We start from the raw sequence: 14,106 nt of genomic DNA, 5'->3' as shown, positions 1-14,106 counted from the left end.
AATACAGCGCTGAGCGCCGGGCGCCCGGCTTCAGCTGGACGGCAGCGGGTTGCCCTTGTGCGCGAGATGCATGCCGACGGACGCGAGCAGGAGCTCGTGAGCGCGCTCGACGATGTCGTCCAACGACCTGGTCCGCACGAACATCGCCCTCGCCTCAGCCAGCAGTTCCTCCCGGCTCGGCAGTTGCGGCAGATGCGACGCCGCCAGCACTTCGCCGGCGCGGTGCCGGGCGTGGGCAAGCGTCTCGCGCAGGGCGGAGAGTTCCGGCGCGTGCAGGGCCGACGTGATGGCGAGCGCGATCCGCTCGGAATTGAAGCTCGCCGCGAGCTGCTCGGCAGCACGGTTGACGACCCGCGAGCCAAGCCGCTGCTCGTTGCGGAGCACCTGCTGGGGCGGCGTCTTGAGGTCCCAGACGATACCGACCCACGACAGCGCCCGCAGGATGTAATACGTCGGGTCGATCTCCCACCACCTGAAGCCCTGGCGCACGCTGCTCTGGTAGGCGTGGTGATTGTTGTGCCAGCCCTCGCCCATGGTGATGAGCGCCAAGAACCAGTTGTTGCGGGAATCGTCTCCCGTCACGTAGCGCTTGCGCCCGTGCACGTGGGCGAGCGAGTTGATGCAGAACGTCGCGTGATAGACGAGCACCGTGCTCCAGAAGAAGCCGACGACGAGCCCGGACCACCCGGCGACGACGAACGACAGGGCGGCCAGGACGGCGGCCGGTGCCAGCTCGAACCGGTGGAGCCATCTGAGCTCGGGATAGCGGGCGAGGTCCGCCACCTTCGCAAGATCCGTCTCGCCGTGCTTGCGGGAGAAGATCCAGCCGAGGTGGCTGTAGAGAAAGCCCGTGTGCCGCGGCGAATGCACATCCTCGCCGGTGTCGGAATGCAGATGGTGATGCCGGTGCTTGGCCGCCCACCAGAGGACGCTCTTCTGGGCGCTGCTCTGGGCGAGGACGGCGAGGAGAAACTGAAACACCCGGCCGGTGGCATAGGCCCGGTGCGAGAAATAGCGGTGGTATCCCGCCCCGATCGCGAAAATGCGCAGCCAATAGAGTGATATGCCGAGCGCGGCCGCCTGCCACGTGACGCCCGACCAGAGCGCGCCGAAGCAGGCCAGATGGACCAGCACGAAGGGAATGGCCGAGGGGTAGATGATGTCGTCGTGCTCGTCGTCGTGGTCGGCAGGGAAAGGCATTCAGTGATCCTGATTGGCTGGTCGTAGGCCCGTGCGCTCGACCGGGCTGACGTGAACGAAAACGTCCTTGCCGCCACGCTCAGGCCGGACGAAGCCGAAGCCTTTTTGGCTATCGAACCATTCCACGGTTCCCGTGTGCATGGACATCCTTCCTACGGGCGGCCAGCTCACGCGAAATTGCTGGGAGGTCGTCAGTCACGCACGCTGCTGGCGGCGAGGCCAAGTCGCTCGGCCGCAACTCGCGTGCCTATGTGGCGATCTCATCCCCCATCGGCAAGAGATCCTTCGCGCGCCGGCCCCGGCCTGGGCACGACCCCTCCGGTTCATCGGTCTGATGTTTCGGCCTCGCGGTGCTCAGCCCCGCCGCTCGCCGGCGAGCATGTCGGCGCGGTCCGCCGCCACCAGCGCCTCGCGGCAGCCTGCGATCGGCTGCCAGCTGATCGAGACGCACGCCTGAGGCGAGCTGGACGCGCCGCGGCGCCGAGGTATCGCTCGGGCGTCTCCGTCACCTTCGTGCAGGCGGACCTCGGCGGCGAGCCGGCAACGCGCTTGGGGCGCACGTCGCTTTGCGGGGACACCATCGCAAGAGAAGCGCTCCAGCTTCAGGCGTCGAAATCCGTCTTTGCAACGGGATGTTCTGATCCAATCGTAAATGGCCAAGACCAAGCTCGGCGTCGGTGAGGACACATTGCATTCGTGGTCTGCGCCGGAAAGTAACTAGGCGCCGCCAAAGTCGTCTGTTACTCTTTGCTCAGACTAAGAAAGCTGTGACCTCGCGCAGCGGAATGCTGCGCGAGAACGTCGGAGCTGGGAGGAAAATATGGCCCGATTCATGAGGCGTGGCGCGGCCGCGGCCCTGCTGGCATGCGCAGGCTTGATCGGCGTCGGCTCCGCCGAAGCGCAGGACACCATCAAGATCGCCTATACGGACCCCCTGTCGGGTCCGTTCGCACAAGTGGGCGATGCCAACCTCAAGCAAATGCAGTACATCCTCGACTTCATCAATACCTCGAAGGGCGGAGCGCTCGGCAAGAAGTTCGAGCTGGTGCCGTTCGACAACAAATCCCAGCCGTCCGACGCGTTGCTCGCGCTCAAGAGCGCGACCGACCAGAACATGCCCTTCATCATGCAGTGCAGCGGCTCCAACATCGCCGCCGCGCTCATCGAAGCCGTCGACAAGCACAACAGTCGCAACCCCGACAACCGCATTATCTACATCAACTGCGGTGCGGTGGCGACCGAGCTCACCAACGACAAGTGCAGCTTCTGGCACTTCCGCTTCGACGCCAATGCGGCGATGAAAGCCGAGGCGATGGTGCGGGCGTTGCCCAAGGAGATCACCAAGGTCTATCTGCTGAACCAGGACTACCTCTTCGGCCAGTCGCTGCAGCGCGACGTCAAGACCTATCTGACCAAGCTGCGGCCAGACGTGCAGGTGGTGGGCGACGAGTTGATCCCGCTCGGCAAGGTCAAGGACTTCGCGCCTTACATTACCAAGATCAAAGCCTCCGGCGCACAGGCGCTGATCACCGGTAACTGGGGGCCGGACATGAACCTTCTGATCAAGGCCGGCATCGATTCGGGCATCGACCTGCGCTACTACACGCTGTACGCCCATCTCGCGGGCGGCGCCGTGGCCATCGGGCCGGGCGGCGACGGCAAGGTGCGCGCGGTGATGCCGTTCAACGAGAACATCGCGCCCGAGATCGGCAACAAGGACGCCGAAGCGTGGACCGCTGCGTTCCGCGAGAAATTCCCCTTCGACTTCTACGCCGCGGGCTTCCGGACCATCTTCGAGTACTTGCAGGAGGCCACCAACAAGGCGGGCTCGGCCGATCCGACCAAGATCGCCTTTGCGCTGGAGGGCCTCCCGCACAAGGATTTCCTCGGCTTCGACACCGTGATGCGCAAGGATGACCATCAGATCGCCAGCGCGTACTTCGTCGGCGTCTTCAAAAAGGGCGTGAAGTACGATTCGGAGAAGACCGGGCTGGGCTGGGCCACCGAGGCCACCATGCTCGCCAAGGATCTGGAGCAGCCGACCTCCTGCAAGATGAAGCGGCCGGCAGAAAAGTAACTCCGCCATCCCTCCTGCCGACGGGTGGCCGAGCCATGGAACTCTTTCTCGTCTCGCTGTTGAACGGGCTCGTCTACGGCATGCTGCTGTTCATGCTGGCGAGCGGGCTCACGCTGATCCTCAGCATGATGGGCGTGCTCAACTTCGCGCATGCCAGCGCCTACATGCTGGGCGCCTATTTCGCCTTCACCATCAGCCAGCACATCGGCTTCTGGCCGGCGTTGATCCTGGCGCCGCTGCTGTGCGGGCTGATCGGCGCGGCGATCGAGATGTATGGGCTGCGCCGCGTGCACCGCAACGGCCACATCGCCGAGCTGCTGTTCACCTTCGGCCTGGCGCTCATCATCGAGAAGGTCGTGCAGATGACCTGGGGCCTGATCCCGGTGCCCTATCGCATTCCCGAGAGCCTCGACTTCCCGCTGTTCACGATCTACGGCACACAATTCCCCGCCTACCGCGCGTTCATGCTGCTGATCTCGGCGCTGATGTTCGGCGCGATCTGGCTCGGGCTGACCCGCACCCGCATCGGCATGGTCATCCAGGCGGCGCTCACCCATCCCGAGATGGTGGGCGCGCTCGGCCACAACGTGCCTCGCGTGTTCACCATCGTGTTCGCTTCGGGCACGGCACTCGCCGGCCTGGCGGGCGTGATCGGCGGCAATTACCACGTCACCGAGCCGGCGATGGCGTTCACCATGGGACCCATCGTCTTCGTCGTCGTGGTGTTCGGCGGCCTCGGCTCGCTCACCGGCTGCTTCATCGCCTCGTTGCTGATGGGCTTGATCCAGACCTTCGCCGTGGTGCTCGACTACTCGCTCGCCGATCTGCTGAAGCAGTTCGGGCTGACAGTGTCGCGCGCGACGCCGTTCCACGAGGTGCTGACCGTGCCGCTGCCGCGCATCGGCGCGCTTCTACCCTACCTTCTGCTGGTCCTGGTCCTGGTCTTCAGGCCGCGTGGGTTGATGGGGACGCGGGACACATGAGCGCCGAGGCTACCCAACACGCGGTCGTCGCTCCCGCCGGCTCCCTCGCCTTCGCGCGGCGTCACTGGCTGTGGCCGGCCGCCGTCGCGGTGGCGTTGCTGCTGCCATGGGCGTTCTTCAACTGGTCGACCCAACGCCACTCGGGCTTCGCGCTCACGATGCTGAGCGAGATCGGCCTGATGGCGGTCTTCGCCCTCTCCTACAACATGCTGATGGGCCAGGCGGGGCTCTTGTCCTTCGGCCATGCCATTCTGTTCGGCCTGGGTGGCTACGTGACCGCCCACACGCTGAACGCCGTCAGGGACGGCGTTTTCTGGCTGCCGACGGAGCTGGTGCCACTGGCGGGCGGATTGGGCGGGCTCGTCTTCGGCGCGCTGTTCGGCTACGTCGCCACCCGGCAGCGCGCCACCGCCTTCGCCATGATCACCTTGGGGCTGGGCGAGCTTGTGGCGGCGTGCGCGCTCATGTTCATGGGCTTCTTCGGCGGCGAAAGCGGCATCAGCACCGACCGCGTCATCGGCACCAGCCTGTTCGGCATTCCCTACAGCTCGTCCTGGCAGGTCTATTGCCTGGTCGTGGCCTGGACGGCCATCGCCACGATGCTGATGCGCCTGCAGACGGAGACGCCGCTGGGCCGCATGGCCAATGCCGCGCGCGACAATTTCGAGCGTACCCAGTTCGTGGGCTACGACCCGCGCATGGTGCGCTTCTACCAGTTCACGCTGGCGGGTTTCTTCGCGGGCATCGGGGGCGCCCTCTATGTGCTGGTCTACGAGATCGTGACCTTCGACACGGTGGCCGCGGCCAAGTCGGCAACCGCGCTGCTTGCGACCTATATCGGCGGCACCGGCGCCTTCTTCGGGCCGTTCCTCGGCGCGATCGTCGTCGTGCTGCTGCAAAGCGGCGTCAGCCTCCTGAGCAATGCCTGGCTGCTCTATGTGGGCGTGCTGTTCATCATCATGGTCATGTATGCGCCGGGCGGCCTGATGGGCATCGCGGCGCTGCATGTGCCGATCGCGCGCACCGGGCGATTGCGCGAGCTCGCGGTTCCCTACATCCGCATCCTGGTGCCCGGCGTGCTGATGGTGCTGGGCTTCGTCCTGCTGGTCGAGCTTGCATCCTTCACCACCATCGGCGCCGCGCAGGGCAAGGCCTTCAAGATCGGGCCGCACACCGTCGATCCACGCACGGCGCTGCCGTGGGTGCTGGGCGCGGTGGCGCTGATCGGCGGCGGGCTCTGGCTGCGCATCGAGAGCCGCACGTTCCGCGCCCGCTGGGATGCGCTGATGGCCGACGCGAAGGCGCAGGGAGCAATACAATGAGCGAGCCCGCCATCTCGCTGCGCAGCGTCCACAAGAGCTTCGGCCGCACCGAGATCATCCGCGGCGTCGATCTCGACATTCCGCGCGGCCAGCGCCACGCCCTGATCGGGCCGAACGGCGCGGGCAAGACGACCCTGTTCAACCTGATCAGCGGCCGCTTCGCCGTCACCTCCGGCACGATCGCGCTCAACGGCCGCTCGATCGGCGGGCTGGCGGCGCACGAGATCAACCGCCTGGGGCTGTCGCGCAGCTTCCAGATCACCTCGATCTTCCCACGGCTCACGGTGTTCGAGAACATCCGGTGCGGCCTCCTGTGGGCACGCAACTATCGGTACTCGTTCTGGAATCTTCTCGGCCACCAGCGTGCCCTGAACGAGGAAGCGGACCGGGTGATCGAGCGGCTGAACCTGCAAGGCCGGCGGAACGTGCCGGCAGGGCTCCTCTCCTATGCCGAGCAGCGCGCGCTGGAGATCGGCATCACCGTGGCGGGCGGCGCCGAGATCATCCTGCTCGACGAGCCGACCGCCGGCATGAGCCACAGCGAGACCGAGCACGCCGTGGCCCTGGTGCGGCAGGTGTCGGAGGGCAAGACGCTGCTGGTGGTCGAGCACGACATGAGCGTGGTCTTCGGGCTTGCCGACGTCATCACCGTTCTCGTGTACGGCCAGGTGATCGCCAGCGACGTGCCGGCCAGGATCCGCGGCAACAGGGCGGTGCAGGAAGCCTATCTCGGCGCGGAGGCGGCGTGATGCTGGAAGTGCGCGATCTGCACGCCTTCTACGGCAAGAGCCACATCCTGCAAGGCGTCGACCTCGCCATCGGCGAAGGCGAGATCGTGAGTCTGCTGGGCCGCAACGGCGTCGGCCGGTCGACCACCTGCAAGGCGATCATGGGGCTGGTGCCGCCGGAAGGCGAGGTGTGCTTCAAGGGCCGTCCGATCGCCGGCTTGCGGCCCGACAAGATCGCCCATGCGGGGCTGGGCTATGTGCCCGAGGATCGCCAGATCTTCCCCGGGCTCACCGTCAAGCAGAACCTCGAGATGGGGCTGAAGCGCGCCGGGAAGTGCGGGCGCTGGAGCTTCGAGGACATGTTCCGCCTGTTTCCCAACCTCGGCGAACGCCAGGCCAACGAGGCCGGCGTGCTGTCCGGCGGCGAGCAGCAGATGCTCACCATGTGCCGGACGCTGATGGGCGACCCCGACCTCATCATCATCGACGAGCCCACCGAGGGCCTGGCGCCCAAGCTGGTCGAGCAGGTCGCGCGCCTTCTGGACGAGATCGCCCGGCGCGGCATCTCGATCCTGCTGGTCGAGCAGAAGCTGACGATCGCGCTGAGGATCTCCCGGCGTCTCTACGTCATGGGCCACGGCCGCATCGTGTTCGAGGGCACGCCCGCCGATCTCGGCGCCGATGCGAGCATCCGGAAGGAATGGCTTGAAGTGTGACCTCCGGCCGGCTGCGGAACACGTCGGCGCGGAATTAGCGGTCGAAGCCTATCGGGCGCTGCGGTGCCAGGGCTTCCTGCTCGAGCCGGTAGCCGCGCAGGTCGCCGTTCATCGCGTGCCACAGAGGCGCGATGGGGCTGGCCTCGGGGACGTTGACGGCGGGAGATGAACTATGGCGCGACGGGGCACCATACGTGCCGAGAACGAGCGGATCCATCAGGTGTGGCAGCAGTCGCACGCCCTGGCCGCCGAGTTCCTGCTCCAGATGCAGGAAGATGCGGACGCCTCCGGGGTCGATGTCTCCCCAATGGAACACCGGCGCCTCCGCCAACCCGGCCAATGTCACGATAGCTTTCAGGCCCTGGCGCGACGGAAAGCCGCCACTGTAGATCACCAGGCCGTCGCCGCCGTCGCTCACCTCTCGCACGTGCCGCACGAACGAGGTGAAGTTCTCGACGGCCAGCACGTAGGCAGGTCGCTGCCAAAGACCGATGCGCGCCACCTCCTCCGGAGGCAGCCCGAAGTAGGGCATCGGCGGCAGTTTCAGCCCGTCCAGCGTCAGCGGGCCGCCGAGCATCAGCGGCTGCGGAAGCGGCACGACGCCGAACCCGGCGATGACCTCCGCCGGCGTCATCGCCTCTGGCTTCACAGCCGTGGGCGCCAGCCGGCGCAGCAACTGGGCAACCGGCGCCTTGAGCCCTCTGAGGGCCTTGCTGTCGCCGGCACCAGCCTGCGAAAAGCTGCGATAGTCGATCTGCGGCGCCTCCGGGTCGGCGGCCCATTTCAGGAGCGCTAGCGACAGGTCGAGAGCCGCGCCAAGCGCATCCGTGCGCCCGGGCGGCAAACCAGACCACGCGACGTTTCGGGCCCAGGCCCGGCCGACATCATCAAACACCTCGCCCAGTTGCTCTGACGCCTGGAAGCGCGGCCTCAGCGCCGCCAGGGCATCGGCGGCCCGCCGCGGCGCCGGCGTGCGGCCGAGGTAAGCGCAGACGGGCGCAGGGTCGACGAGGCGAATGCTCCGCACCTGCTCGACGCCGTCCACGCGCCGGCGCTCGATGCGCACGCCGCCGTCCCGTTCGACGGCCGCAAGCCGTTCGAGGCACGCGTCCTGCTCGCTCACCGACGCAAAGCCTTCGTCATCGAGATAGGCCAGAAGGCGCGCGGCGTGCGGGCGTGCTTCATAGCGGTCCACCAGATCGTGGAGAAGAGCCCTGGGGTCGGTGAAGCGGCGGGTCACTCGGCCGCGGCCTCGGTGATGTCGTCGGCAAGCCGTCCGCGCAGAACCTCGTCACTGAGATACTGGGGGTTTGCCTCCCGCATGGCCGCGCGAGCACGCCGCTTGATGTGGATCGTCTCGGCCGAGACCTCATCGCCAAACCGATGCACGTCGATGATGCTGTCGAGATTCTCGTAGACGACGGCCCGTTTCTCCGTCGGCGCCGCGATGACGACCTGCAGGCCGATGTCGCCGTAGAACTCGAGCAGCGTGCGCTGATTGGGGCCGTCCATCTTGCTGAACGCCTCGTCGAACACGGCCAGCCCGAGGCCCAGATCATCGGATGAGCCCGAGCGTCGAGCGCCATGGTAGAGGCTGGCCAGAGCCGCGCCGATAATGACGTAGAAAGGCACCTGCCGCTCCGCGCCACTCGCCACGCCCCGCCGGCGCTCGAAGCTCGTCTCGCGCTTGCTGGCGATGTCGCGCATGCGCAAATCGAAGCCATAGTAGTTTCGGTAGTCTTGATAGTCCTCGAACGCGAGTGTCTCGTCCTCGAGCAGGCGTTCCACCTGGGCCAACGCCGCCGCCTGCCACTCTTCGCGCGGCGTGCCACGACCGAACAGCGTGCCCAGCGTGGCCTCGTCCGTCTCGCTCTCGCGGGCGAGGCGATGAAGCGCCTCGAACTCCGGCTTCACATGCGCCTTCAGCGAATAGATCTCGCCATGCAGCGGCCGCGTCCGCAAGGCGCGATTGAGCTCGTCGAGATCGCTCTCGAGCGCGCTGAAGCGGCTGTTCAGCTCGTGCACGAACCCGGTCCGGAACAACCGTCCGATCTGATCCGCCGCCGCGTCGGCCTGGCGCCGGTAGCGAATGAGCTCGTTGCCCTCGAGCGCCGCGACGTTCTCCTCCACCCACGGCTTGACGTCCGTCGCGATACGCGTCTCGCCGCCCGATGGCGCCGTCGCGCCGAACTGGAGCCGGTACGTCGTCAGGCGCTCGCGAATATCCCCGTCGCACTCCCTGTATTGCGTGACCAGTTCCTCGGCCTCGCGCTGCATGTCCTGGGCGAGCCGGGCCGGTGAGCGTGAGCCGCGCGCGTGGGCATACCTGGCGCGAACCGGCATCCACATGGCGAGATTGCGGACCCGCTTGCGAAAGCCGCGGCGACGGTCGACAAGAGAAAGCCGCGAGCCGGGCTGTCCCGCGCCGGCGCTCAGACGGCGCCCGATCTCCTCGATCTGGACGCGGAAGCCGGCGCGCTTCTCCCGCAGCTCGTCCTTGTCGGCCTTTGCCGAAGTCACGCGCCGGCGCGCCTCCTCCAGCGCGGTGCGCAGGGCAGGATCGATCAGCCCGGCAACCCGTGCCAGCCGCTCCTGCACATCGGCGAGACGCTCGTCCTCACTGACGAGGCCGAAAACCAGATTGTCGAGGCGATCGTCCTCCGAGACGGGGACGCCCAGCTGCTCGAGCCGCCGCAGGACGTCGTCCAGCATCGTCACGTTGTCGCTATGGCGCCCGTGGATCGCCCGCTGATCGGCGAGCTCCCGCTCCAGCTCGTCCAGCATGAGGCCAGCGGCGGCGCGGCCGATCTTCCAATCGCGCGTGCGCCGCACTTCGACGACAATGCCGTCATTGTAGGCGCCATCGCGCATGATCGCCCGGCCGCCGCTCAGCAGTTCCTGCTGGTTGGCCGCGAGGCGCACGTTGCCCAGGCGAAAGACGACGAAGGCGGTGGCAAGCGCGTCGTCGCTATGCACAACGGAGGCGAGGCTGTTCGGGGGCGCCGACATGTCCTCGCTCGCGAGACGACGCGTATTGGCGACGCGGCAGCCGCGGAATGCATCGCGGCTGCGACGGAGAATCTCGACGGCGCGGGCGGCGTGCTCGGGATCGACGAGGATCGCCTCACGGTCGCGGCCGAGCAGGGCTTCGGCCGCATCGCGCCACGCCTCATCGCGCACATCGAGCACTTCGCACAGCGCACGCGGCCTCATTCCCTCGCGCCGCAGGGTCTCCATCAGCGCCAGCGTTTGCGCATCGAGCATCACGCGGCCCTGACGCGCCTGGCCGATGCGGAGCTCGAGGTCGCCCATGGCCTGGCCGCACTGCCGACGCAAGGCGATGGCTTCGTCGCGTCGCTCAGTCACGAGGGCGAGACGTTCACCGGCCGCCGCGGCCGCGCGGCCGAACAGCGCCTCCATCCCCTTCGGGTCGCGCGGCCAGTCCGGCGGTTGCAGGCCCGCGCTCTGGGCTTGGACCTGCTCCAGCGCGTTCCAGAGATCCCCGAGCCGCAGCGGCTGCAACCGCTCGCGCCAGCGCAACAGCTCGACGGCGCGCGCGGCAGCCGTGAACCGCGTCGTCAGCCGGCGCACGAGATCGCCCCGTGCCCGCTCGATGTTGCGCGCCTCGTGCGCCAATACGGTCCTCTGGCTCGCGACGTCGGAAGCCGCGATCTGGGTCTCCAGGCTCTGCGCAAGACTTTCCGCCTGCTCGATCTCGGCGTCGCAAGCCTCGATGTCGGCCTCCGTCGTCCGCAGCGCCTCGCCCTTGCGGCGGAGCTCGGCCACATTCGCGAAGAGCGCACCGCCCGCTTCCAGCAGCAGGGCGAGCCGCTCCACCCCGCGGGCCACCTCTTCGCGCTCCAGCAGCGTCTCGAAACGCCCGACCAGGGCCTGGATCGCCTTCAGCGCCTCGAGGCGGCGCTCCAGGTCCTGGATGTCCTTCTGGATCTGACGATAGCGCTGAATCGACTCCCGCAGTTCGCCGATATCGATGTCTTTCCGTTCGAGCAGATAGGTCCGGACGAACTGCTCGACCGAGCGGATGTCCTCGAACGAGAGCGCCAGCACGAAGGCCCGGGCAAAGCGGTCGGGATCCGGGGACCGCCGGCCGGTGAACAGCAGGCGCATATATTCGCGGATATGGTTGCGTGCCGTTTCCGCGCGCAGGAAGCGTGTGCCGGCGGCGGCGCAATCGCGCTCCAGCCGGTCGCGCACGACGCTCCAGGGCGCGGAGCGCACCTGCCCGTCGGCCGTCTCCTCGATGAAATAGCGCGTGTCGACCTTTACCCCTTCCACCACGTAGCGGCCGGCCGAGACGACGTCGTCCCGCAGCGGTGCCTCCAGACAAAGGCCGATGGTGACCACCGGGCGCACGCCGGCCGGATCCTCGAAGCAGAGCGCGACATGGGTGATCGATTCCTGGCGCAGAGCATCGTGCTCGTTCAGTTGGCCCAGGCAATAGCCGCGCAGTGTTCGCGCCGATCGCCCGCCACTCTCGCCCGCCGACCGATTGAAACGGAAGAGGCTGCCCGAGGCACCGGTCATTACCGTCTGGATCAGATCGATCAGGGTGGACTTCCCCGATCGGTTGCGGCCGAGGATGGCGGTATCGCCGATGACATCGAGATCGGCGCGCTCGAAGAGATGCCATTGCACCAGAGCGATGCGGCTGAGCTGCATCATGCGTCGGCGTCCGCGTCGTCCTCGCCGGCATCCTTACTGATGTCGACGCGCTGCAGCAGCAGCTCGAGATGGGCAAGGAATTCGTCGCCCGCGACCGCCGCTACGATCGGCCGGATGGTGAGCTCCATGTCCTGGGCCTCGTCATCGAACACGCCCAGGCTGACGATCGCGCGTCGCTCGAACTGCTGGACGACGTCGCGAAAAGCGGCGATCGGCAGCGCCGGCCGGCGGCCGCGCGCCACGACCTCCTCGTAGGCGGCATACGCTTCGTTCAAGGTCAACAGGATCGCGCCCCTCGCCAGGATATCCCCATCCTGAACGCCTTCTTCCCACAGGCGCCGCAGCACCAGCAGCACCAATGTTTCGTCGATGCGCATGCGCGGCGCCGTGATCCGCTCCAGGTCGGGGAGGATGCCCGCCCACCCTTCGCTTTCCCGAATGACCAGCCGATAGCCGGCGACATCGAAATAGTCGGAGATCAGGTCGACGGCGCCAGGTCGCCGCAGCGTCTCGAGCAGCGCCGGCGAGCCGCGGTCGTCCACGTGGATGAACTGGTAGCGCAGGAGATGCCCGATGGCCTGGGTCACGCGTTCGGCCAGGCGTGCATCGCGCTCCTCCAGCAGTTGGAATTCATGCAGCACGCCCGTCCTCCAGGGTGATTTGATCGCCCTTTCGCACGATGGCAAAGCCGCGGCAGCTCAGCCACTCGTTGTCGACCGGATGGGCCGGCGCCGGAACGAACTCGAAGTGTTGCAGCAGCCGGCGGGCGAGCATGTCGTCCTCCGCGGCCCCCGCCAGGATCTGACGAACCGCAAGGCGCAGGGCCTCGAAGGCGAGAAAGTCGTCCACACCGTCGATCCAGAATCGGGCGGCGCTGCCTTCGCTGCCGGGCGCCACGCGCCGTTCGAGAAAGCGTGCCACCTGGGCGGGCGTCACCGTCAGGCGGTCCAGATAGGCACGCTCCAGCTGCCGGCGCAGCTCCCAAAGCGGATCGGGCGAACGCAGCAGCAGCGGCCCGCCGCCGATCGGCACGCGTGCTCCGCGGGGCCGCGCCAGCAGATGCGGCGACAGAGGCCCGCGGAGCGCCTCGAGCTGGCCCTCGATGGCAGCCGCGGCGCCGCTTTGCAACAGGCGGTCGAGCTTCACGGCAATCTGCTCGCTGCGCTGCAGGAAGGCGCCCGTGCGCCGCCCCGCGTAGCGCACCGTGTTGCGCAAGCGCGCTTCCAGGCGTCCCCGGTGCTGCTGAATCCGCTTGAACGCATCCTCGATGCGGTCGAAGACTTGGCGTACCTTCAGCAAGTCATCGAAGACGAGGTCGCGGGCACCAGCCAAGTCCGACGCCAGTTGCGCCTCCAGATAAGCCTCCGCGAGAACTTGGATGTCGACGGTCGAATCCTCGAGGGCACGGAGGGCCTCGAAGATCCGGTGACGGAACCGATAGGGATGGGACGTGGTCGATATCGTCGCATAGTCCTTGAGCAGCACGCGCTCGATGAAATCCTCGAAGTAGTGTTTGAGCCGATCCTCGAGGTTGTCGCTTGCCAGCACCTGGCGGTCGATGTCGCGGAGCGCCGACAGCACGCTGCGGAGATAGCGGCCGAACGCGCCGGCATCGCGAGCGGCCTTGTGCAAGCCCAGGGCGTTGTCGCGCGGCGCCGTGCGGGCGGCCTCGATCGCGGTCTTCATCTCGACCACCAGACCACCCAACTCCTCCGAAACGCCTTCGCGCAGGAGGCACAGGAATTCGGCCAGCCGCATGGCGCCGGCCGGCATATCGACGGTGACCCGCAGCCCGAAACGGCTCTCGTCCAGCCATCCGGTCTCAAGCAGACGGGCATAGATATGCCGTGCGCGCGCCATCGCCTCGGAGGTCGCCGTCTCGTCGGCCACGGCTGCCCCGCGCCGCCGCAGCCGCCGGCCGCCGCGACGGGCCAGCACCTGGTCCAGCGAAACCGATGCCTCGTCTTCCCGCCAGAGCTCCGGCCGTTCCGCCAGCACGTCGTAGATCAGGCTCACCACGTCCATCCGCGTGGGGAACAAGAGGTCCGACCGAATCCAGGTGTCGTAGATTTTCACCAGAACTTCTTCATAGAGGCGTCGATTCGCGCCCGCGAAAAGCATGAAGATGTCTTGGTTCAGCACGCCAAAAAGCATGGCCCCACCTAATGCCTCACTGTGGCGGCACCGTGGACGCAGACATTGCGGAGGCGCCCGAGCCCCGTCAGGCCGGAGCCGGCACGTACGTCCCTACGCGCCGAAGGCGAATCGGTTGGCCGACCAAGCGTGACACGCGAGTGCGGGCATGGGAAGGCAACGGGATCTCGCGGCCGGCTTGCATTCCCGAGTGGATGGATGGCCGGGTCAAGCCCGGCCATGACGTTGGAGGTAAAGACATTT

At 67.1% G+C, this 14,106-nt stretch carries 10 protein-coding genes and 1 pseudogene; 5 read left to right on the top strand and 6 right to left on the bottom strand.

All coding sequences use genetic code 11. The features are described from left to right. Positions 1-30: 30 nt before the first annotated feature. Together ACZ5PO_RS22330 and ACZ5PO_RS22325 are read right to left on the bottom strand one after the other, a co-directional pair. Positions 31-1,200 (bottom strand): acyl-CoA desaturase, encoded by a 1,170-nt coding sequence (locus ACZ5PO_RS22330; RefSeq protein ID WP_464183989.1) that lies wholly within the window; start codon positions 1,198-1,200, stop codon positions 31-33. A 9-nt stretch (positions 1,201-1,209) separates the two neighbouring features. Then, a pseudogene (locus ACZ5PO_RS22325) lies at positions 1,210-1,341 on the bottom strand (cold-shock protein); the annotation flags it as partial. Positions 1,342-2,020: 679 nt separating this feature from the next. Between ACZ5PO_RS22325 and ACZ5PO_RS22320 the strand changes: the two are divergent. From ACZ5PO_RS22320 to ACZ5PO_RS22300, 5 genes are read left to right on the top strand one after another with little or no spacing between them, the layout of a single operon-like run. After that, on the top strand, positions 2,021-3,277 hold the full coding sequence (locus tag ACZ5PO_RS22320) for a branched-chain amino acid ABC transporter substrate-binding protein (protein WP_464183987.1): 1,257 nt from the start codon (positions 2,021-2,023) through the stop codon (positions 3,275-3,277). 35 nt (positions 3,278-3,312) lie between these two features. Next, a complete protein-coding gene (locus ACZ5PO_RS22315; RefSeq protein ID WP_464183986.1) occupies positions 3,313-4,260 on the top strand; it encodes a branched-chain amino acid ABC transporter permease in 948 nt (315 codons plus the stop codon). After that, on the top strand, positions 4,257-5,582 hold the full coding sequence (locus ACZ5PO_RS22310; RefSeq protein WP_464183984.1) for a branched-chain amino acid ABC transporter permease: 1,326 nt from the start codon (positions 4,257-4,259) through the stop codon (positions 5,580-5,582). Before ACZ5PO_RS22315 ends, ACZ5PO_RS22310 begins: the two co-directional genes overlap by 4 nt. After that, a complete protein-coding gene (locus ACZ5PO_RS22305; RefSeq protein WP_464183983.1) occupies positions 5,579-6,331 on the top strand; it encodes an ABC transporter ATP-binding protein in 753 nt (250 codons plus the stop codon). Before ACZ5PO_RS22310 ends, ACZ5PO_RS22305 begins: the two co-directional genes overlap by 4 nt. After that, a complete protein-coding gene (locus ACZ5PO_RS22300) occupies positions 6,331-7,026 on the top strand; it encodes an ABC transporter ATP-binding protein (RefSeq protein WP_464183982.1) in 696 nt (231 codons plus the stop codon). The genes ACZ5PO_RS22305 and ACZ5PO_RS22300 overlap by 1 nt, the downstream gene beginning before the upstream one ends. Before the next feature lie 34 nt (positions 7,027-7,060). On the opposite strand, the gene ACZ5PO_RS22295 is transcribed toward ACZ5PO_RS22300, so the two are convergent. The 4 genes from ACZ5PO_RS22295 to ACZ5PO_RS22280 are packed head-to-tail and all read right to left on the bottom strand — an operon-like array spanning position 7,061 to position 13,863. Beyond that, entirely contained in the window at positions 7,061-8,266 is a 1,206-nt protein-coding gene (locus ACZ5PO_RS22295; RefSeq protein WP_464183981.1) for a Wadjet anti-phage system protein JetD domain-containing protein, read from the bottom strand. After that, the gene (locus ACZ5PO_RS22290) at positions 8,263-11,709 is read right to left on the bottom strand and encodes an SbcC/MukB-like Walker B domain-containing protein (protein WP_464183980.1); all 3,447 of its coding nucleotides are present in this window, start codon (positions 11,707-11,709) and stop codon (positions 8,263-8,265) included. Before ACZ5PO_RS22290 ends, ACZ5PO_RS22295 begins: the two co-directional genes overlap by 4 nt. Beyond that, the gene (locus tag ACZ5PO_RS22285) at positions 11,706-12,350 is read right to left on the bottom strand and encodes a DUF4194 domain-containing protein (protein ID WP_464183978.1); all 645 of its coding nucleotides are present in this window, start codon (positions 12,348-12,350) and stop codon (positions 11,706-11,708) included. The genes ACZ5PO_RS22290 and ACZ5PO_RS22285 overlap by 4 nt, the downstream gene beginning before the upstream one ends. Then, the gene (locus ACZ5PO_RS22280) at positions 12,340-13,863 is read right to left on the bottom strand and encodes a Wadjet anti-phage system protein JetA family protein (protein WP_464183977.1); all 1,524 of its coding nucleotides are present in this window, start codon (positions 13,861-13,863) and stop codon (positions 12,340-12,342) included. The genes ACZ5PO_RS22285 and ACZ5PO_RS22280 overlap by 11 nt, the downstream gene beginning before the upstream one ends. Between the last annotated feature and the right edge of the window lie 243 nt (positions 13,864-14,106).

Source organism: Chelatococcus sp. KU-N122, assembly GCF_055391085.1.
Note: the sequence above shows the minus strand (reverse complement) of the source record. Positions and strands in the feature narration are given on the sequence as shown.